At 51.6% G+C, this 19,064-nt stretch carries 19 protein-coding genes; 9 read left to right on the forward strand and 10 right to left on the reverse strand.

Annotated elements, in window-relative coordinates; translation table 11 throughout:
- Window positions 1–54: 54 nt before the first annotated feature.
- Both dnaG and rpsU read right to left on the reverse strand, forming a co-directional pair.
- The gene (dnaG, locus tag BM185_RS07815) at window positions 55–1,869 is read right to left on the reverse strand and encodes a DNA primase (RefSeq protein WP_091961736.1); all 1,815 of its coding nucleotides are present in this window, start codon (window positions 1,867–1,869) and stop codon (window positions 55–57) included.
- Between the two features lie 134 nt (window positions 1,870–2,003).
- Complete coding sequence (gene rpsU / locus BM185_RS07820) at window positions 2,004–2,219, reverse strand: 30S ribosomal protein S21 (protein ID WP_072325212.1); 216 nt, start codon at window positions 2,217–2,219, stop codon at window positions 2,004–2,006.
- Window positions 2,220–2,521: 302 nt separating this feature from the next.
- Between rpsU and tsaD the strand changes: the two genes are divergently transcribed.
- The 3 genes from tsaD to folK are packed head-to-tail and all read left to right on the forward strand — an operon-like array spanning window position 2,522 to window position 4,489.
- On the forward strand, window positions 2,522–3,586 hold the full coding sequence (gene tsaD, locus BM185_RS07825; RefSeq protein ID WP_091962733.1) for a tRNA (adenosine(37)-N6)-threonylcarbamoyltransferase complex transferase subunit TsaD: 1,065 nt from the start codon (window positions 2,522–2,524) through the stop codon (window positions 3,584–3,586).
- Window positions 3,579–3,950 (forward strand): dihydroneopterin aldolase, encoded by a 372-nt coding sequence (gene folB / locus BM185_RS07830; RefSeq protein ID WP_091961739.1) that lies wholly within the window; start codon window positions 3,579–3,581, stop codon window positions 3,948–3,950. The genes tsaD and folB overlap by 8 nt, the downstream gene beginning before the upstream one ends.
- A complete protein-coding gene (folK, locus tag BM185_RS07835; protein ID WP_091961741.1) occupies window positions 3,947–4,489 on the forward strand; it encodes a 2-amino-4-hydroxy-6-hydroxymethyldihydropteridine diphosphokinase in 543 nt (180 codons plus the stop codon). The genes folB and folK overlap by 4 nt, the downstream gene beginning before the upstream one ends.
- On the opposite strand, the gene BM185_RS07840 is transcribed toward folK, so the two are convergent.
- On the reverse strand, window positions 4,465–5,556 hold the full coding sequence (locus tag BM185_RS07840; protein WP_091961744.1) for a tRNA nucleotidyltransferase/poly(A) polymerase-related protein: 1,092 nt from the start codon (window positions 5,554–5,556) through the stop codon (window positions 4,465–4,467). The genes folK and BM185_RS07840 overlap by 25 nt on opposite strands.
- Window positions 5,557–5,724: 168 nt before the next feature.
- On the opposite strand from BM185_RS07840, the gene BM185_RS07845 reads away from it, so the two are divergent.
- Together BM185_RS07845 and BM185_RS07850 are read left to right on the forward strand one after the other, a co-directional pair.
- Window positions 5,725–6,297: an LPP20 family lipoprotein gene (locus BM185_RS07845; RefSeq protein ID WP_091961746.1), complete on the forward strand. Its 573-nt coding sequence runs from the start codon at window positions 5,725–5,727 to the stop codon at window positions 6,295–6,297.
- A gap of 89 nt (window positions 6,298–6,386) precedes the next feature.
- Window positions 6,387–7,592: a flagellar assembly protein T N-terminal domain-containing protein gene (locus BM185_RS07850; RefSeq protein WP_091961749.1), complete on the forward strand. Its 1,206-nt coding sequence runs from the start codon at window positions 6,387–6,389 to the stop codon at window positions 7,590–7,592.
- A gap of 25 nt (window positions 7,593–7,617) precedes the next feature.
- Here BM185_RS07850 and glpE read toward each other — a convergent pair whose 3' ends face one another.
- The 6 genes from glpE to BM185_RS07880 are packed head-to-tail and all read right to left on the reverse strand — an operon-like array spanning window position 7,618 to window position 14,466.
- Entirely contained in the window at window positions 7,618–7,932 is a 315-nt protein-coding gene (glpE, locus tag BM185_RS07855) for a thiosulfate sulfurtransferase GlpE (protein WP_091961751.1), read from the reverse strand.
- A 13-nt stretch (window positions 7,933–7,945) separates the two neighbouring features.
- Entirely contained in the window at window positions 7,946–8,767 is an 822-nt protein-coding gene (locus BM185_RS07860) for a symmetrical bis(5'-nucleosyl)-tetraphosphatase (RefSeq protein WP_091961754.1), read from the reverse strand.
- Between the two features lie 10 nt (window positions 8,768–8,777).
- A complete protein-coding gene (rsmA, locus tag BM185_RS07865; protein WP_091961756.1) occupies window positions 8,778–9,590 on the reverse strand; it encodes a 16S rRNA (adenine(1518)-N(6)/adenine(1519)-N(6))-dimethyltransferase RsmA in 813 nt (270 codons plus the stop codon).
- Between the two features lie 16 nt (window positions 9,591–9,606).
- Window positions 9,607–10,602, reverse strand: coding sequence for a 4-hydroxythreonine-4-phosphate dehydrogenase PdxA (gene pdxA, locus BM185_RS07870; protein WP_177203504.1), 996 nt, complete (start codon window positions 10,600–10,602; stop codon window positions 9,607–9,609).
- Window positions 10,595–11,884 carry a peptidylprolyl isomerase gene (locus tag BM185_RS07875; protein ID WP_177203512.1) on the reverse strand — a complete coding sequence of 430 codons (1,290 nt, stop codon included), beginning with the start codon at window positions 11,882–11,884 and terminating at the stop codon, window positions 10,595–10,597. Before BM185_RS07875 ends, pdxA begins: the two co-directional genes overlap by 8 nt.
- A 14-nt stretch (window positions 11,885–11,898) precedes the next feature.
- Entirely contained in the window at window positions 11,899–14,466 is a 2,568-nt protein-coding gene (locus tag BM185_RS07880) for an LPS-assembly protein LptD (RefSeq protein WP_091961764.1), read from the reverse strand.
- A gap of 156 nt (window positions 14,467–14,622) precedes the next feature.
- On the opposite strand from BM185_RS07880, the gene BM185_RS07885 reads away from it, so the two are divergent.
- The 3 genes from BM185_RS07885 to djlA are packed head-to-tail and all read left to right on the forward strand — an operon-like array spanning window position 14,623 to window position 17,215.
- Window positions 14,623–15,675 (forward strand): aminoglycoside phosphotransferase family protein, encoded by a 1,053-nt coding sequence (locus tag BM185_RS07885; protein WP_091961766.1) that lies wholly within the window; start codon window positions 14,623–14,625, stop codon window positions 15,673–15,675.
- Window positions 15,676–15,686: 11 nt separating this feature from the next.
- Window positions 15,687–16,379, forward strand: a complete 693-nt coding sequence (locus BM185_RS07890) for a nucleotidyltransferase family protein (RefSeq protein ID WP_425434201.1) — start codon at window positions 15,687–15,689, stop codon at window positions 16,377–16,379.
- Window positions 16,376–17,215, forward strand: a complete 840-nt coding sequence (gene djlA, locus BM185_RS07895; RefSeq protein ID WP_091961772.1) for a co-chaperone DjlA — start codon at window positions 16,376–16,378, stop codon at window positions 17,213–17,215. The genes BM185_RS07890 and djlA overlap by 4 nt, the downstream gene beginning before the upstream one ends.
- Here the strand turns inward: djlA and BM185_RS07900 are convergent.
- A complete protein-coding gene (locus BM185_RS07900) occupies window positions 17,212–18,207 on the reverse strand; it encodes a DUF3530 family protein (RefSeq protein ID WP_091961774.1) in 996 nt (331 codons plus the stop codon). The two genes, djlA and BM185_RS07900, sit on opposite strands and share 4 nt — an antisense overlap.
- A gap of 160 nt (window positions 18,208–18,367) precedes the next feature.
- Here BM185_RS07900 and rpe point away from each other — a divergent pair, with 160 nt between their 5' ends.
- A complete protein-coding gene (rpe, locus tag BM185_RS07905; protein WP_091961777.1) occupies window positions 18,368–19,060 on the forward strand; it encodes a ribulose-phosphate 3-epimerase in 693 nt (230 codons plus the stop codon).
- Window positions 19,061–19,064 lie beyond the last annotated feature (4 nt).

Below are 19,064 nucleotides of genomic sequence, written 5' to 3' on the forward strand. Positions count from 1 at the left end.
GCCTGCCGTTTGAATAAGCGCGGAATTCTAGCACAATTCAGTTTTCAAGTCCATTTACCAGTTACTTGGTGGCAGAAGCTTCATTAACTCCGCTAGCTCCTGATGTTCATCAGCGGTCAGCTCGCGTTGATTACTGGCATCCAGTAGTTCGCGATAGCGTTGATCCCGCCCTAGTTGCGTATGGCTGGTTTCCAGCTGCTTGCAGATATGCCTAATTTCCTGTTCTGCTGCCTGCCGATTGAGTTCCAAAACCTGCCTAGCCTGGATCAGCAAAGCTTCACCTTCTGGTGTTCCTGTCCAATAGGCTAGCAGTACCTGGGTGGTTATGCCCGGATTTTTATGCAGATAATCAAGGATATTGCGAAAATACTGTGCCTGTTGTTCATCCGAGTGGGAAAAATCCAAATTTGCCGGAACCTCTTGCGCCAAATCCGGAAAACGAACCAGTAGTCTGAAAAGTTTTTCTTGGGGTCCACCCAATTGCCCCTGATGGCTTGGTGCTGCAGGTCTGGATAGAGGAGCCCTCTTGGCTGCAGCCGCCTCTACACTGCCAGGTGAACCTGGCAAGAGACTGGCTTCGTCAAAGCCCGTTAAACGAGCCAGGCTGATCAAAAGACGCTTTTTTAGAAAACCTTCGGGTAAAGCCTGAAGCTTAGGGCGGGCCAACTCAGCCAGGCGTGTCTGCCCATCGACCTGGTTAAGGTCCAGGCCCGTCCTTAAGGATCTGAGCAAAAACTCACCTAAGGGAAGGGCCTGATTCACCCGCTGCTCAAAAAGACCCGCCCCTTCTTTACGAACCAGGGTATCCGGGTCTTCACCCTGAGGCAGAAATAAAAAGCGTGCTTGACGCCCATCCACCATCCAGGGCAACACCGTCTCTAAAGCCTTGTGGGCAGCTTGCTGACCGGCATTATCACCATCAAAGCAGAAAACGACTTCATTCACCAAGCGAAAAACACGCTTTAAATGATCGCCAGTTGTCGCTGTACCCAAGGTAGCTACCGACCAGTGAATCCCTTGCTGAGCAAGCGCCACCACATCCATGTAACCCTCAACAACCAATAACCGCTCAAGTCGGCCTGCTTGCTTACGCGCCTCATAGAGCCCATAAAGCTCCTGACCTTTATGAAACAAGGGGGTTTCTGGTGAGTTCAAATACTTGGGTTTACTGTCATCCAGCACCCTGCCACCAAAGGCAATCACCTGCCCCTGAAGGTTGCGTATAGGAAAAATAACCCGGTTGCGAAAGCGGTCATAAACCCGACCCGTTTCTTCCTTTTGCGCCAGCAAACCCAATTCCAACTGCTGTGCTTCTGGAATACCTGCCTGACTTAAATGGTTTTTCAAAGCATCCCAAGCATCCGGTGCAACACCCAGAGCAAAGCTCTGCATCACGGCTTCACCCAACCCCCTCTTATCCTTAAGATAGGTCAAACCTTCCAGGCCTTCGGAGCGGCTAAGCTGCTGCTGAAAAAACTCAGTTGCCAGCTGCATGGCACGCACTTGGCCAAGCTGCTTTTCTTTAGCCTGGCGCTCCTGTTCACGCGCCGCTGAGGTTTGCACCCCCTCTTCACGAGGAACCTCCAAGCCCTGCATACGCGCCAGAGTCTCGACCGACTCCACAAAGTCCAGGTGGTCATGCTCCATCAAAAAACTCAGCGCATTGCCTGAAGCTCCGCAACCAAAACAGTAGTAAAACTGTTTATCAGGACTAACACTGAAAGAAGGTGATTTTTCGTTGTGGAAAGGGCACAGCCCCCAAAAGTCCTTGCCCTTTTTTTTCAGCTGGACACGACTTGAGATCACCTCAACGATATCGCTGCGGGCGGCCAGGTCATCAATGAACTGTCGGGGAATACGTCCTGCCATCTTACGAAAACCTACTTAACTCGTGCTGAAAGACTGCACAAATAAAAAGCGGACCTTGAAAAACTTCAAGATCCGCTTTAGGCGTTGCCTTGCGTCAAGACAACCTCAACACACCTGCATCGCAGGGCGTCTGATTAATACAGACGCTCGAAACGACGCTGTTCGCGCTGAAGTTTTTTCTGATGACGTTTGACAGCAGCAGCTTTCTTGCGCTTACGCTCAGCCGTGGGCTTCTCATAGAATTCACGACGACGTACATCAGCCAGTACACCGGCTTTTTCGCAGGAACGCTTGAAGCGGCGCAGTGCTACATCAAACGGCTCATTGTCTTTGACTTTAACAGCAGGCATTAAATCACCGTCCTTAAAAGGGTAGGATTGAAGTTTTACGGTTTTTGCTGCTAACAGTGTCGACAGCAAGCCCAATAGTTTATCCCCAGACAGCCAGGAGTGCAAATATTAAGCGGCTTCCTTTATACTTGGGCGGATCAAATTACTTGATGCTTGCTTTTGCAAGGCAGCCCGCTTTTCACTGGTTCGACCTTCCAGGTCTCAACCAGTGCGCTTCGCTGTCCCTGCTACGCTGGACGCAGGCAACCTTGCCGCGAGCTCAAGGCATCTTCGACCACCCAACTTTAGCGGAATATCTATCAATGCTGGTTCTGGGAATTGAAAGCTCCTGTGATGAAACAGGCGTAGCCCTCTATTCAACACAGCAGGGGCTCTTGGCTGATGCGCTCTTCAGTCAGGTTGAGCTGCACGAAGTCTATGGCGGTGTTGTACCCGAACTGGCTTCACGGGATCACCTGCGCCGTCTGACCCCGCTGGTTCGCCAGGTTATGAAAAAGGCTGGCCATCAACTGAGTGATCTGGATGCAGTCGCCTATACGGCAGGGCCGGGGTTAATCGGTGCGCTCTTGACGGGGGCCAGTCTCGCTCGCGCTTTAGCTTTTGCTTTGGAGATACCTGCGCTGGGTGTCCACCATATGGAAGGCCACTTGCTCGCTCCTTTGTTGGAAAAATCGCCTCCCAAATTTCCTTTTGTCGCCTTGCTGGTATCCGGTGGTCATACTCAATTAATCCAGGTTGAAGCCATCGGCGAGTATCAGCTCTTGGGCGAGTCGGTTGATGATGCAGCGGGTGAGGCTTTTGATAAAACGGCCAAGCTGCTTAACCTGGGATATCCTGGCGGTCCCCGCTTGGCCAAGCTTGCAGAACAGGGTAATCCCGAGCGTTTTAAATTCCCTCGCCCCATGACCAATCGTCCCGGCCTGGATTTCAGTTTTAGTGGCTTGAAAACCCATACCCTGACCTGCGTCCGTGATCTGCAAAATCAGGCTGAGCTGAGTGAGCAGGATCTGGCTGATGTTGCCTGGGCCTTTCAGGATGCAGTGGTTGATACCCTGGTTATTAAATGCAAACGGGCGCTTAAGCAAACCGGCTATAAACGCTTGGTGATTGCCGGTGGGGTCAGTGCCAATACCGAGCTGCGTCAGCGCCTGGAAAAAACCTTGCAAGGCATGGGTGGAGAAGTTTTTTATCCAGCCCTGCAATACTGTACTGACAATGGGGCCATGATTGCCCTGGCAGGTGCCTTGCGCCTCGAAGCAGGACAGAGCGATGGCGCTCTTTTCCCCGCTCTTAAGCCACGCTGGCCGCTAACCGACTTGCCTTCTCTGAAGCAGGCTTCCAACCCTGAGGAGCCGCTTAATGGCTGATCGTATTTTCATCACCAACCTGACCTTTCTAGCCGGAATTGGGGTCTTTGAATGGGAAAAGGGAATCCAACAAAAACTCGAGCTGGATGTTGAAATGCTCACTGACATCCGCCCAGCTGCACTTAGCCAGGATCTTCAGGCAACGCTGGATTACGCAGCTATCAGCCAGCGTTTGGTGGCTTACAGCCAAGCGCAGCACCATGACCTAATTGAAACTCTGGCTGAAAACTTGGCGACCCTGTTACTTGAAGAGTTCAATATCCGCCAGCTAACCCTGACCCTGCGCAAGCCTGATGCCGTCCCAGCAGCAAGCAGTGTTGGCGTGACCATCACCCGCCCTCTGGAAGTCAAGGTAGATGCATGACTGCTGAAACTGTTTTCGCCTGGGTCAGCCTGGGTAGTAATCACGATCGCCATTTTCAGATTGGCCGCGCCCTGGATGAATTGGCTGAGCGCTTTGGAAAACTAACCATTAGTGCCATTTATGAAACCCAGCCTGTCGGTATTCAGGTTGAAAAGTGCGCTCCCTTCTATAACCTGGTGGCTGGCTTCTACACGCAGCTTTCACCTGGTGAGCTCAACCGTGAATTCAAAAAAATTGAAGGGGATGCCAAGTATATTCTTCCCGCTGATAAAAGCGTCTATATTCGTTCCCTGGACTTGGATCTAGTCACCTATGGGCAGGTGACAGGCCTGGTAGAAGGAGTAGAGCTGCCTTATCGCCAACTTTTCAAGCATGATTTTGTACTCCTGCCCCTCGCTGAGCTGGCACCTGAAGAGTTAGCCCCCGGCACAGACAAAACCTATGCCGAGCTATGGCAAGAACACGCCCATCCCGAGCAGCAAATGCAAAGAGTTAACTTCACTTGGCAAGGCCGTCAAATCTCGGCAGCCAGCAGCTGAAGACGCTCTTCTCGCAAAGCCTCACCGACTGCTGGACCCTTCAGCCCTTGGGCAACCCAGGGCTGGGCGCTCAGCTTGCGACAAGCCGCAAGGAGTTCAAGTAAGCGTTGCCTGGAAGCTAACTGTCCCAGCAACACCAGCAGAACCAAAGTCTGCTGAGTCAGCTCTGGACGCCGCCAGGAATCAAGTTGCTCAAACAACTCCAAAACCTCTTCCGCAGCCTGTAATCTAAGCCCAGGATGTTGGCTCGCTTTCTGCAAAGCCTCCGCTTGTTGCAAAACGGCTTTGGGAGCCTTCACTTGCTGCAAAAAATGGGTTTTCAGGTTACTCGGCAGATCAAGCAATACCAAGGCCAGCATTTGGGCACTAGCAAGGGCCTGTTCCGCCGCTTTGCTTAACAAACCGGGTAGCTCAGGGTGCCTTTGCCAATGTGCAGCCAACTCCGGCCAGAGGGCTTGCAAGGCTCCAACCTGTTCAAGCACCGCAAAGAAAACTCCCGGCTGAGAAGTCGATAAGGCCTTATCCATTTCCAACCAGATCCGCTCGCCCGTCAAAAAGGCCAACTCACCCTGATCCACCAGTTTGCGCATTAATGCCTGAGTTTCAGGCTCAAGGGTAAAGCCCAAGTCAGCAAACCGGGCAGCAAAACGGGCTGTACGCAAAACCCTAAGCGGATCTTCAGCAAAAGCAGGTGAAACGGCCCTGAGCAGACGCTGCTGAAGATCTTGTTGACCACCAAAGGGATCTATAATTTCACCCTGAGCAGTTTCAGCCAAAGCATTAATGGTTAAATCACGCCGTAACAGATCTTCTTCCAGAGTTACACTGGGATCAGCCGCCACCACGAACCCCTTGTAGCCCCGGCCTTGCTTACGCTCAGTTCGGGCCAGTGCATATTCTTCCTGAGTTTTGGGGTGCAGGAATACTGGGAAGTCTTTACCCACGGCTTTAAAACCCTGAGCCTGCATTTGTTCAGGGGTTGCGCCCACAACCACCCAATCACGATCCTTGACAGGCAAGCCCAACAATTTATCCCTTACTGCCCCACCAACCAGATAAATCTGCATGCCCTCTCCTCAAAAAAAACTAAAACTTTTGCTAATGCAGCCGAAAAAAATGGTGTAAAACAAATTCATGACTCGTGAATTCTGGTTTTGGATCTGAGATTAAGCCTACCCAAGCTCAGCAATCCCAACTAGAATGCATTGCAGATACTAAAGGACCTGGGAGATATCATGCTTAAAAAAATACTGTTCACCGGCGGCTTGCTGCTGACTCTAGGGGTCACTGCGGGCTGTGCATCCAATGATCAACAGCCTCAGCAGGCCCAACAAGCTGAACAAGACAAAATGATCCTGCACTCATTTGACCCTGTCGTGGTCCGCGTCGAAGGCTTTGGTGCCCCTGGTAACACCGATGTGCAAACCAACCAGCAGCAACGCAAGCTTCTGGCCATGCGTGCGTCCAAAATGGATGCCTACCGTGCCTTGGCAGAACGTGTCTATGGTACACGCATCCAGGGTAACACCACGGTACAAAACCTGGCAGCCCGTGATGATAACATCCGCGGCTATGTTGATAACCTGGTACGCGGTGCCAAGGTGATCTCCACTTCCCAGGAAAGCGATGGCACCTATAAGACTCAAATGGAGCTGGTTTTAGAGCCCCGCTTCCAGCATTGCATGCTCAGGTCTGAGTCCCTGGCTGCTGACCCCGCTTGTTCTCAGCACACAGTGCATGGTGAGCACCCCAGCCAGAGAATGCCTGTTACCCAGTCTCAGCCAAGAACCCGCTATCATCTGAACTGATAGGGTTGTTAAGAGTCTGAGCAATAGACTTTATTGACGGGAAGTGTCATCTTTGGCACTTCCCGTTTTGGTAATCATGGACTGGGTTTATGTATAAAGCACTCATCTTCAGCCTTTTGATGTTTCTGGCTTTTCCTGTACAAGCCTACTGGGTGGAAGCCACCGGCTCCTCAGTAATTGATCATCAGGATTTGGTAACCGCTCGACGCTCTGCCATCCGCGATGCCCTTCGCCAAGCCAGCTTCCAGGGGTCGCTGCATGTTAATGGCTATCAAGCCATGAGCCGGGGTGAGGTGCATACCGATCAACTGTCCATCAACACCCAAAGCAGTATCAGTGAAATGCAGGTGTTGAAAGAAGAAGTCAGAGACGGAATTCTTTTTATTAATGTCAGGGCGCGCATAGAAAGCAGTGGGCGCTGCGAAGGTAGCAACTATGCCAACGGCTATAGACGCAGCCTGGCGATTAGTAACTTTTTCCTAGAAAACCCTTCCTCAGCCAACATGGGAGCCCTCCATGATGTCAATGAAAGGCTACCCAAAGAAATTCTGCGCCGCCTTCAGGGTGAAGACAGAATGCGGGTTCTGGATGCCGTACGCTACCAGCTCTATAATGACACCAGCAGTATTCCTACCTCAGTTAGCGATCGCGGCACCCTGACAACTGCTGTGGATACCGCCACCCGAATCGGTTCCCAGTATGTTCTAACCGGTGTGGTACGCAATCTGGATTTAAGAAACCCGGAGCTCGCAAGTGAGCGCCCTCTCCTGCGCGGCATGTATGAACGCAGCCGTTATGGTGGCGAACGCTTTGCCCGCAACTTTACCGTTGATCTTTTCATTCATGATGGTTTCAGTGGCGACCTGGTGACCAGTCGCAGCTATAGCACCAGCGGCCAATGGACAGAAAATCGTACCGAGCGAGTTGGCTTTGCTTCAGCTCGTTTCTGGGAAATTGATTACGGGCAAAAAGTTGATGAGCTGATTGAGCAAATGGTCAGTGACCTCAATATTCAAGTCGGCTGCCAGCCTTTTATGGCCAGAATTACCCGAGTTGAAAATCAGACCATCTATATTGATGTGGGCTCAGATGCGGGTTTACAACCCGGTGATACCCTGAGCGTTTATCGCAAGAATACCTTCTTTGACAACACTCAGCGCGCCTATACAGAGCTGGTTCCAGTGGAGCTGACTCTCAGTTTGGAAAGAATCCAGCCCAACTTTGCTGTTGGCACTGTGGAAACCCTGCCTGAAATGTACAACATTCAACAGGGTGACCTGGTTATTGCCTGGTAAGACTCAACCCTAGAGCCTCGGCCGGTTATTCACACCAGTCAGGCTCTACCGCTTTCCACAGCTCATAACCCCCATCCAGGCTATAAACTTCAGAAAAACCCTGTTCGACCAGAAATTGAGCGGCACTCTTGCTGCTGTTGCCGTGATAACAGCAGACGATCAGGGGCTTTTGCTTATCCTGCTGATCAATAAATGCTCGCACATTATCATTATCCAAGTGAACCGCACCCTTAATATGCCCCTGCTGGTAGCTTTGCGGATCACGGATATCAACCACTGCTGCCAGGTTTTGTTTAAGCAGTTCACTGGCTTCAGCAGCCTGGATGGTTTGGAAATTCATAAGTTGGCCTCTTTCAGCGATTTTTCTTGCTGGCTTCTATTTGAAAGGTTTGCTGATCTTCCAAGCGCAGTGCAGTTAGTTTTTGCCCCCAAACACACCCTGTATCCAGGGCATGAATCCCCGCAACACCGGTATGACCTTCAAGCGCGGCCCAATGACCAAACAAAATCCGGGTTTCCTTGAGGACTTGGCTGGGGTAGGTAAACCAAGGGGCATAGCCCTTGGGTGCCTGATCGGCTTCGCTTTTGGTTTCCAGTTCCAAACGGCTATCCGGTGCACAAAACCGCATACGGGTTAGATAATTCACCACACAGCGTTGACGCTCATAACCCTGAAGGCTATCTGACCAAAATCCGGGCTCATTTCCAAACAGGTTTTCCAAGAGCTTTTTCTGTCGCGATGAGCGCATTTCCAATTCAACCTCCGCCGCCAAGGCCTTGGCCTGGGCCAAATTCCAGGCTGGTGGAATACCTGCATGAGTCATCACATAGTTGAGTTGAGGATCATGATGCAAGAGAGGTTGCTTGCTCAGCCAAGCCAGCAAATCCGGAGCATCCTTGGCACTAAGTAGCGTGTCCAGTGTATCCGAGCGCTTGGTTTTACGAATACCCGCTGCTACGCCAAGCAGGTGAAAATCATGGTTACCCAACACCACCTTGACTGCTGACCCCAACTCTACCACTAAACGCAGCACTTCTAGCGAACCTGGACCCCGATTCACCAAATCGCCTGCCAGCCATAACTGATCACGTTCGGAACGGAAGTCGATGAACTCCAGCAACTGCTTGAATTCATGATAGCAGCCCTGAATATCACCGATTGCATAGGTAGCCATGATGGAATCCTTAGTCGGGTTGAGTAGCAAGTTGCTGCTGGAAATTGGATAAAGCGACGAATTCTGAAACCTTGAGCGTTTCAGGGCGCCTTTGAGGATCAATGCCCAAGGATTCCAACTGCTCGCCTGTCAGCAGCCCTTTGAGATTATTACGCAGGGTTTTACGCCTTTGTGCAAAGGCCTGACGAACCAAATGAGCAAAGGCATCCAAATCTGTCACCACAGCCTCTTTTTCAGCTCTGGGCGTTAAGCGCACGATGGCTGAGTCCACCTTGGGTTTGGGATGAAAACAGTCCGGGGGCACCAGAAACAGCTGTTCTATCTGACAAAAATATTGGGCCATAACACTTAACCGGCCCCATTGGCCTGTATCCGGCTGAGCAGCCAGGCGTTCCACCACCTCTTTTTGCAGCATAAAATGCATATCCTGCACGACCCCTTCATAACTCAATAAGTGGAAAATCAAAGGCGTTGAAATATTGTAAGGCAGGTTACCCAGAATACGCAGTGGCTGACCTTCCCGCTGGAGGCTGGCAAAGTCAAACTTCAATGCATCGGCTTCATGCACCTGAAAGTTGGCCTGGTTAAAAAATTTAACCTTTAAACCTGGAATCAAGTCACGATCCAGCTCTATCGCATCTAGCTTGGCTTCAGATTCCACCAGCAGTTCGGTAATCGCGCCCATGCCTGGTCCAATTTCCACCAAATGGTCTTTAGGTCCAGGACCTATCGCCCGGACTATACGCCGGATAATACCCGGATCTTGCAAAAAGTTTTGGCCGAAACGCTTACGCGCCCTATGGCCTTGCAGGGGTGCAGACATGATTTTTCCAGTGAAATTAATTCTGTAAACGCGCAGCGTAGTGAAGTGCAGTCAACAGGCTACCTGTGTTGGCCTGTCCACTGCCCGCAAGATCCAAAGCCGTACCATGATCAACCGAAGTACGAATAATAGGCAAACCCAGAGTGATATTGGCCGCACGACCAAAGCCTTGATATTTGAGAACAGGCAACCCCTGATCATGATACATGGCCAGGACAGCATCACCCTGAGCCAGGTTCTTTTCAGTAAACAGGGTATCGGCTGGCCAGGGGCCGAGCAAGGTCATGCCTTTTTCTGTACGTAATCGAGCCAGGGTGGGTTCTATCACCTCCAGCTCTTCACGACCCAGGTGCCCTCCTTCGCCTGCATGAGGGTTAAGACCACAAACCAAAATGCGTGGCTGGGCATAGCCGAACCGCTTTTGTAAATCCTGATGCAAAATCGTCAGAATCTGCTCAAGCCGTTGCGGGGTGATCGCTGCTGCAACGTCTTTAAGTGGTAAGTGAGTCGTGACCAGGGCAACGCGCAGCTCCTCTGTAGCCAGAAGCATCACCACCTGTGCACAGCCACAGCGTTCCTGAAGGAATTCAGTATGCCCGCTAAAAAGATAACCCGCTTCATTAATCACCCCTTTATGAACAGGCCCAGTAACCAAAGCCTGCCCCCAGCCTTGCAGACAAGCTGCGGTAGCCTTTTCAAGGGTTTCCAAAACATAGCTGGCATTCTCAGGGTTGAGCTGACCACTTTGCACTGCTGCTCTTAAAGCCACCGGCCAGACTCTTAAACAACCGGCCTCGACCTCGGGCAAATGCGCTTCTTTTAGCTGCTGCTCACTGACTAACTGCGTTTTGATGGTCAGCCCCAGTTCCAGAGCCCTTTGCTCAAGCAATCCAGGATCAGCAACCAGAACCCAGTCAGCATTCTGGCCCTGAGCTGCGAGCTGTACAAGCAGGTCCGGGCCAACACCGGCTGGTTCGCCTGGGGTAATCAATAGGGTTTGCTGTTTAGCCACGAATTTCAACCCAGGTACTGTCACGGATTTCGCGCAGCCAGTTTTGCACTTCCTCTTCAAAGCGACGCTCAGAAAGAACCTGTTGAACCTGCTGCCTGCGCATTGAGTCAGTGACATCGGATTCACGTCTTTCAGTCACTTCTATCAGGTGCCAGCCAAAACGACTTTGTACCGGCTGGGAAATTTCACCAATTTCCAGTTGGTCCATGGCCTCTTCAAAGGCTGGAACCATTTGTCCAGGGCTGACCCAGCCCAGACTGCCACCTGATTGACGCGTTGCCCGGTCGTCTGAGTATTCTCTGGCCAGGCTAGACAAGCTTTCACCCGACTGAATACGCTCACGCATTTGCAAAATTAAAGCCTGGGTGGCTTCCTCATCACGCAAGGCATTGGGTGTTAGCAGCAGGTGACGAGCACGTGTTTGTTGCACCAGATGCTCAGAGCCGCCACGGGTTTCCAGGAGCTGAATCAGGTGAAAACCACTGGGACTCCGGATAGGGCCAGCCGTTTCTCCAACCTGTAAGGTCACTACCCGATCAGCAAAAAGTGAAGGCAACGACAGTGCTGTACGCCAGCCTAGATCACCACCACTAAAGGCTTCATCACCGGCTGAAGCAGATACTGCCAGTTCACGAAAGTCTTCCCCGGACTCCACTCGCTCCAACAGTTCCTTGGCTTTTTCCTGAGCCTGAGCTACCTGTTCAGGGGAGGGGTTATCAACGACTGGAATCAGGATATGACCGACCCGGAATTCACGTCCTTCTTCTTCCAGGGCTTCCGGAGATGACAAATAGTTGTCCACTTCAACCTGACTGACTTGAATGCGCTGACCCACTTGCCGCTGACGCACCTGGGAAATAAGCATTTCCTGGCGTATTTGTTCCCTAAAAGCAGGGAAAGTCATACCATCTGCTTCGATTGCCTGGCGAAACTGGTTCATATCCATGTTGTTCTGGCGGGCGATACGATTCAGGGTGCCGTTAAGAGTTTGTTCATCAATACGCAGGCCCATCTCAGCAGCCAGCTGTAACTGAATTGTGTCCAGTACCAGTCTTTCCATAACCTGTTCACGCAGCACCTCATCTGGCGGTACGCGCACGCCACGATCACTGATTTGGGCACGAACCATCTGCATGCGATCACGCAGCTCACTTTCCATTAGCGCTTCTTCACCCACGATCGCAACGACCCTGTCCAGCAGGCGGGACTCTGCCTGCAAGCTGGCTGCAAAGACCAGGAGCACTAACCCCAAGAGGGATATTACTTGTTTAATTTTCAGCAAAATGGACACCTATCTTATCTTCCACTTGAATAACTACGTTCTGTAAAACCCTGGATTTCTGTACCCAGAAGATCACGTGTTGATTGACCCGCACCGCCCAGGCCACGAAAGACGACTTGCAGGTAAATAGCCTGATCCCTGTCTCTTTCCTCTGTTTCACCCTTAGGGAAGAAATCAGGATCCTTGATCCAGTCGCGATACACCATTTGCAGCTGCCAACAACAGGAGGTGTATTCCAAACCCGTCAGGCTATCGAGAACTTCATCCCGTTTCCAGTCCCAAGAGCGCTTAAAGAAGAAACGCCAGTGTTCATTGTGAAGTGGAAACACACCACTGATATACAACTGTTCTTCCGCTTCTGCAGTATAAGAATAGGCATCTAGCTCATCTGTTGAAGGCCGGGGCCCTTGCAAACCAAGGTTTTGATAGTTGGATGTGTAAGTATGGCCCAGGTTCAAATGCATCCCCCGGCCATCTTGATAACTGAAGCGGGTATTGGCTCTGTCTGTTTTCTCCAGGCGCTCATCCCAAAGCAAACTGGAACGCAGCTGCAGGTTGCGGGTAATATTCCAATTGGCTTGGAAAGCCAGATTGGACCTTTCCCTCACCTGGGAATAGTCCTGTTCGGCACGCGGCAACTGATCTTCACGATTAGGGTCATCGGGGTGCCGATAACTTTCGTTAACGCGTCTATCAGCCCAGTAAAACTCTTGGGCAACCGCAAAACTCACTACTTCCCGACCCGTATCCTGATTCAGTAGGCGCTGGGTAACACCCAAAGTAGTTTTTTGAACATCACCCACTCTATCCCGCCCTCCAGTTCGCTCAGCCCGATACAGCTGGTTGATATCAAACTCACTAAAGGAGCCATCAAACAGGTTAGGGACATCATACTGTTCAACAAAGGGCACATAGGCAGAAAATACGCGCGGCTCAAGCGTTTGTATCATGTCCTGACCGAAAAAGCGGGCATCCCTTTCCAGAAAAATACCTGTATCCAGACTATAGACAGGCACAGTGACGCTGGGCTCCAGGTTGACGCCATCACGCTCTTCTTGGCTGACATTTTCATCCCAGTAGGGGTCCAACCAATAGCTGGAGTGCTTGAGCTTGACTTGCGGGCGCACATAGGCCCAAGGCCAAGTCCAGTCACCACTTAACGAGGGCTCCAGGTGCAGGCGGGTGGCTCTGGGAGCACCCCAATTATTAAGACTGCTGATATAAAAATCACCCCCAGTTTCGGCAACATTCTGTGTAAAGTAACGGCCCGTACTAGCCTCCTCATCAGCCAGCTTGTCAAAATAGGTCAAATCCATCAGGAAACCCGCCTGAAAGTGACGACTTAGCCGTTCACGGCCCCGGATTTCCAGTTGTGGTAACTGATAGTAATCCTGACGGCGCGCATCCCGTCCTTGGCGTAAATCGAAGAGTGCAAAGGTGGTTTCAGGTTCCACAGCATTGCTATTAGGATCAAAACGGCGCCTTAACTCTTGATAGCCTCTGGCCTGTAAACGTCCCTGCCAGTTGTTCCAACGATAGTCCAACCGTAACTGCTGGAGAAGGCGCTCATTGTCCTCATCACCAAAACGCCCTTTAGCCAGATCATAAAAATAACTATGGTCACTGGCCTGAGCAAAATCCAAATTGTAATTCAGGCCAGCGGCTTCCCAGCGCCCAGTATGTTGAGCCGCAAAATGCCAGCGATCCAAGCCATAGTAACGATCATCATTATTCAAACGGGCATAAAACAGCTGCCCTGCATCACTGGGCTGTAGATAACGAAACTCAGTGCCCAGCATCCAGCCCCGATCTCCGATATAACGTGGCCAGAAGGTGGCATCATAATTAGGTGCCAGGCTCCAATAAAAGGGCTGGATATAATCCAGTCGCTGCTGGCTGGTTGAATAAGAAATAGTCGGGCTCAATAAACCCGTATGGCGGCGATCATCAATGGGAAAACGCACCCAGGGCACATAGAAAACGGGCACCTTTTGCACTTCCATACGCACATGGTAAGCATCACCAAAGCCACTTTCCCTATTCAAATCAATACGCTTGGCAACCAGCCGCCAAGCATGATCATCAGGACTACAGGTCGTCATACTGGCTTCCTGCAGGCGAACGCGACCATCCGGCAGCTGTTCCAGCTTCCAGGCAGCGCCTCGCATATGTTGATCATGGATCAGGTAGTGAGCACCCTCTGCACGAAGGTAATTGCTATCCAATTCATAATCACCCTCTTCAGCACGAAGCAAAAAATTGTCCTGGCGAACCTCCAGATTACCTGTAAAACGCGCTCGGGTTCGATCAGCATTTAGCTGGGCTTGATCAGACAGCAGATAAAGCGGCCCTTGTCTGAGACGCACCTCGCCCTGCAAATTCATTCCACCTTCAGGTGAATAGTCAAGTTGCCGTCCTTCGGCAAACAAGCGAGCATCACCTAGGGACCGATCGGCTTCCGGCAAATCCAAGGGAGGGGACACGTAATAACCCTGGCAAACCTGCCCTGCAGGGCGGCGTTCATATAGCTGCCAGTCAAGCTTCTGGGCAGGTAAATCAGGTGGTAGGCTTGGCGAGGCCATGAGCGGCCCCGATGCCAACAGTAAAAAACTGCAAACCCTTAAACTTACTGGCTTCAAAAGCAACTCCTGAAGACTGGAAAACCCAAGCAGGCCTGCTAAAGGCTTAAAAAAAGCGTATTATAGCGTTTCTATTAACCACTGCCATGATTGCTTTTTATGACTCAGACAAGCAACGCGCTTCAAGACCGCCAACAGCAGCTTGTCAGTTGGCTACAGCCCTGGTTGAGACAGACATCGCCCAACCTGGTTCAAGTCGCCGGTGATGCCAGTTTTCGGCGCTATTATCGCCTGGAAGCCCAAGCAACTCATCTGGGTGAAGACTTAATAGTTATGGATGCCCCTCCTGCCCAAGAGGATTCAAGCCGTTTTTTACAACTGGCTGAAGCCTGGCATCATGAAGGCATTGCTGTACCCCGGCTCCATGCCAGCTGCCAACAACAAGGCTTTGCTCTGCTTGAAGATTTTGGTGACCGCCAACTGATGCAGGTGGTTGAGCCGTTAACTCCAGAAGCAGCCGACCCCTTCTATCGACAGGCCCTTAAACAACTGGCCGAACTTCAGCAGTGCTCAGATCAGCAACTGGCTGGCTTGCCTACTTATGATTGGGCCTTACTGAACCGGGAAATTCAGCTTTTTGAAGACTGGCTGCTCGGGCACTTTCTTGATCTAAAACCAAGTGCCCTACCCGCATCCTGGAGCCACTTTCGGGAAGACTTGATCCAACAGGCACTGGCGCAACCTCAGGTTAGGGTGCATCGTGATTACCACTCACGCAACCTGATGGTAACGCCCTATCAGCAGCTGGGTATCCTGGATTTTCAAGATGCAGTCAGCGGCCCCTGCACCTATGATGCAGTTTCTCTGATACGTGACTGTTATCTGGATTGGCCGCTGGCCTGGCAAGACCAGTGGTTGGATTATTTTTATCAATTAATCCAACCCGGAGTGAACAAGTCCCAGTTTGAACACTGGTTTGACTGGATGGGAATGCAGCGCCATTTAAAAGCTGCAGGTATTTTTGCCCGCCTTTGGCTAAGAGACAGCAAGCCCAGTTATCTTCAGGATTTACCACTAACTCTACAGCATTTGACCAGAGCCCTTAAAAAATACCCGCAAGCGGCCGATATCACCCAATGGATTGAAGACATGATCCTCCCGCAGGTGGTAACGCTCGTGCATGAACAGCAGATCAAGCATCAGGAAGTATGATCACTCAGGCCATGATTTTTGCAGCAGGCGAAGGAAAGCGAATGCGGCCCCTGACCCTGAAAACCCCCAAGCCCCTGCTCAAGGTTGCGGGCAAGCCGCTTATTGTCTGGCACTTAGAAAAGCTGGCTGCAAAAAAAATCAAGACGGTTGTGATTAATACCAGCCATCTGGGTGAACAGCTCCCCCTGGCATTAGGGCAGGGGGAGCGCTGGCAACTAGATATCCAGTACAGTGCTGAAGCCACCCCACTGGAGACGGGGGGCGGCCTGCTTCAAGCTCTGAATTTGTTGAAACCCGAGCCCCTGCTGCTGATCAATGGCGATATCTGGTGCTCGCACCTGCCCGAATTGGACCTACCCGAGAACAAGCTAGCCCGGTTGTTTCTAGTTCCCAACCCTGAGCACCATCCCAAGGGTGATTTTTATTTTAACCCTAGCACTCAAACCCTGAGTAACCAGCCCGGCGCTGATGCAACCGCGATGACTTTTTCTGGTATTAGCCTGCTTGACCCCCGATGCCTGACAAAAGAACACCTAACCAGTGCCTATGAGCAACTACCGGAAAAAGGGCAAGCCTTTCCTCTAGCCCCTTTGCTGCGCTCCCTGGTTGATCAACAACTGGCTGATGGTCAAGCTTATAATGGTGATTGGGTGGACGTAGGAACCCCCTTAAGACTGGATCAACTCAACGGATATCTGGCATGAAATTGCGGTTACCTCCTTTTGCCGGCAAGGCGGCAGGCGCATTGATTGGCTTTCTACTCGGTGGCTGGGTCGGTCTTGCTCTAGGTATCATTCTTGGTCACAGTTTTGACTATCATCGCCAATCACTTTTTGTCTTGCTGGGTAAGCTACCAAGAGGCCGCTTACCCAAACCCAGTGAACGCATCTACCGGGAAACCCTGTTTACCTGCCTGGGCTATCTGGCCAAACAGGATGGGCGCGTTTCACCTCAGGAAATTGCCGCTGCAGAAGCCCTCTTCAAGCGTATGAAGTTAAAGCGCAAGGAACGCCAGGAAGCCATAGAGCGTTTTAACCAGGGCAAGCTGGCCAGCCAAACCACGGCCCAAAATGCTCTCGAACAGCTGCGTAAACGCTATGCTACCCGCAAGGCCAGACGTTTGGATTTTATGGAACAGCTGCTGGAAATGGCCTATGCCGATGGCGGACCCAGGGAAGCACAGCTGAAGATAATACAGAGCTTCCTGCCTTTTCTGGATATCGGCCAGGTTGATTTGGACCGGCTGCACCGCCGCATTCGGGAAGCCAAAGGCTATGGCACTAGTCAGGAACGTCAGCAGGGCTATACGCGTAAACCGACTCAAGAACTCAGCCTGGTTTCTGCCTATCGAACCCTGGGGCTCAATTCTTCAGCCAGCAACAAGGAAATCAAGCTCACCTACCGGCGACTAATGAGCCAAAACCACCCTGACAAACTCATGGCACAGGGTTTGACTGATCGTGCTCTGGCAAAAGCCAAGGAACGTGCCCAGGAAATTCAGCAAGCCTATGCTCTACTGAAAAAGGCACGCGGCCTCTAATCCAGGCTGCGCAGCCAACCCTCAACCCGTTGAGTCAACCAAGCATCCGAACTCCGTTGACGCTGACCACTGTTGGCTTCCATTGGCAATTGCACTGCACGCTGATTACCCGCCCGCCGATAAGCTGCTTTGCGCCCTTCAGCATGGCGCCTTTGTTCAGCTGAACGGGGGTCATAGACATCCAGCAAGGGCCTGGAACCTAAAGCACGCAGGGCTTGATTGAGATCAGCCGCACGAGCACCTTCCGGCACCTTGACATTCAAGAGAACCAAAGCGGCATTTTCAGGCCAATTACCCGCTTCCAGCCAAGGTAAAAGCCAGAAAACGGCTTCGCCCTGAAGAACCAAGACCTGGCGACCTTCTGTTCCCTGGTGGTTCAACGCCAGTTGCAACCGTTCTTCCACCAGGGCACGCTGTTCAGCCAGTCTTTCAGCAGGGTCCGGTGGCTCCTGGATTTCTTCTTCCTCGTCCTGATCATCATCAAAAGCACCCGGAAAAGCGCCTGCCTCTTCTTCATCATTTTCCTGATGAGCAGGCGTTGCTGTTGAGCTCAGGCGTGATAAAAGTGGCCCAGGTGGCAAGGTGCGGTCGGGTGGGCCCAGCGGTTGATACAAAGGCAAGGAAAGGGCCAGGGTATGCCAACCTTGATCAGCCATCGCCTTGCGAAGTGGAGCGACTCCCAACGGCCAATTGGGGTGAAGTCCATCTCCCGGTAGAATAAATAGGTTACCCTTGGGACTGGCACTGAGGGCCTCCTGCTGTAACAACAGAAATTGGCGCTCGTCGTCCAGATCCAGCTCCAGAATTTCTTCTTCTTCCACCTGCTCCAGCATAGCTTTGAGTAGCAGACGCTGATAGTCCACTTCAGCCCGCTCCCGCTGATCTTCCTCTTCTTCATCTTCTTCGTCAGCAAAGCCAGGCGGCAAACCTGTTGCTTGAAGCGGTTGCAGCGCCAGCATCAACATCAGCAGGATCAACAGAAAATACTTCACCTTGGACACTTCCTTTATCAAAACCTACCCCGAGTATAAACAGCCTTGGGTAGACAACCAAGCAGCGCCTGCAAAGGATCGCTGACTATTTGAGTTGTCTGCTTTCTTGAAACGCCAGTATCCCCTAAAATGGCTAAAAATTTGATCCTTAGGTGCCTAGATGTCCAGAAATGACTTTGTAATTGCTCCCTCTATACTCTCTGCCAATTTCGCCCGCCTGGGTGAGGATGTCGACCAAGTCCTGGCTTCAGGAGCCGACTGGGTGCATTTTGATGTGATGGACAACCACTATGTACCTAATCTGACCATAGGCCCCATGGTCTGCAAGGCCCTTAGGGATCACGGTATCACTGCGCCCATTGATGTCCATTTGATGGTTAAGCCAGTGGATCGAATTATCGGTGACTTCATTGAAGCTGGAGCAACCAGCATCACTTTTCACCCGGAGGCTTCTGAACATATTGATCGCAGTCTACAAAGAATCCGCGAAGGTGGCTGCCAAGCTGGCTTGGTTTTTAACCCAGCCACGCCCCTGAATTTGATGGATCATGTACTGGACAAGCTGGACCTGGTGCTCCTGATGAGTGTTAACCCAGGCTTCGGAGGTCAGAAATTCATTCCCCACACCCTGAATAAAATCCGTGAAGCGCGCGCCAAAATTGAAGCCAGCGGCCTGCCTCTGCGTTTAGAAGTGGATGGTGGCGTTGGTCTTGCCAATATTGCGGAAATTGCAGCAGCCGGTGCAGATACCTTTGTAGCCGGTTCAGCCATCTTTGGACAAAGGCTCAGCGAAGACCCCAATGGCTTTGACACCGTCATTCAAAAGCTGCGCCAGCAACTGGCGCAAAGCTGAGCCG

This window comes from Marinospirillum celere (genome assembly GCF_900112235.1).
Taxonomy (GTDB): domain Bacteria; phylum Pseudomonadota; class Gammaproteobacteria; order Pseudomonadales; family Halomonadaceae; genus Marinospirillum; species Marinospirillum celere.

What these genes read in the sequence shown, in the direction of transcription:
- BM185_RS07880 (WP_091961764.1), bottom strand. Translation starts at nt 14,466, where the DNA reads ATGGCCTCGCCAAGCCTACCACCTGATTTACCTGCCCAGAAGCTTGAC.
- dnaG (WP_091961736.1), bottom strand. Translation starts at nt 1,869, where the DNA reads ATGGCAGGACGTATTCCCCGACAGTTCATTGATGACCTGGCCGCCCGC.
- BM185_RS07850 (WP_091961749.1), top strand. Translation starts at nt 6,387, where the DNA reads ATGTATAAAGCACTCATCTTCAGCCTTTTGATGTTTCTGGCTTTTCCT.
- djlA (WP_091961772.1), top strand. Translation starts at nt 16,376, where the DNA reads ATGAAATTGCGGTTACCTCCTTTTGCCGGCAAGGCGGCAGGCGCATTG.
- BM185_RS07890 (WP_425434201.1), top strand. Translation starts at nt 15,687, where the DNA reads ATGATTTTTGCAGCAGGCGAAGGAAAGCGAATGCGGCCCCTGACCCTG.
- rpe (WP_091961777.1), top strand. Translation starts at nt 18,368, where the DNA reads ATGTCCAGAAATGACTTTGTAATTGCTCCCTCTATACTCTCTGCCAAT.
- BM185_RS07845 (WP_091961746.1), top strand. Translation starts at nt 5,725, where the DNA reads ATGCTTAAAAAAATACTGTTCACCGGCGGCTTGCTGCTGACTCTAGGG.
- rpsU (WP_072325212.1), bottom strand. Translation starts at nt 2,219, where the DNA reads ATGCCTGCTGTTAAAGTCAAAGACAATGAGCCGTTTGATGTAGCACTG.
- tsaD (WP_091962733.1), top strand. Translation starts at nt 2,522, where the DNA reads ATGCTGGTTCTGGGAATTGAAAGCTCCTGTGATGAAACAGGCGTAGCC.
- folB (WP_091961739.1), top strand. Translation starts at nt 3,579, where the DNA reads ATGGCTGATCGTATTTTCATCACCAACCTGACCTTTCTAGCCGGAATT.
- folK (WP_091961741.1), top strand. Translation starts at nt 3,947, where the DNA reads ATGACTGCTGAAACTGTTTTCGCCTGGGTCAGCCTGGGTAGTAATCAC.
- rsmA (WP_091961756.1), bottom strand. Translation starts at nt 9,590, where the DNA reads ATGTCTGCACCCCTGCAAGGCCATAGGGCGCGTAAGCGTTTCGGCCAA.
- BM185_RS07860 (WP_091961754.1), bottom strand. Translation starts at nt 8,767, where the DNA reads ATGGCTACCTATGCAATCGGTGATATTCAGGGCTGCTATCATGAATTC.
- BM185_RS07840 (WP_091961744.1), bottom strand. Translation starts at nt 5,556, where the DNA reads ATGCAGATTTATCTGGTTGGTGGGGCAGTAAGGGATAAATTGTTGGGC.
- BM185_RS07885 (WP_091961766.1), top strand. Translation starts at nt 14,623, where the DNA reads ATGACTCAGACAAGCAACGCGCTTCAAGACCGCCAACAGCAGCTTGTC.
- glpE (WP_091961751.1), bottom strand. Translation starts at nt 7,932, where the DNA reads ATGAATTTCCAAACCATCCAGGCTGCTGAAGCCAGTGAACTGCTTAAA.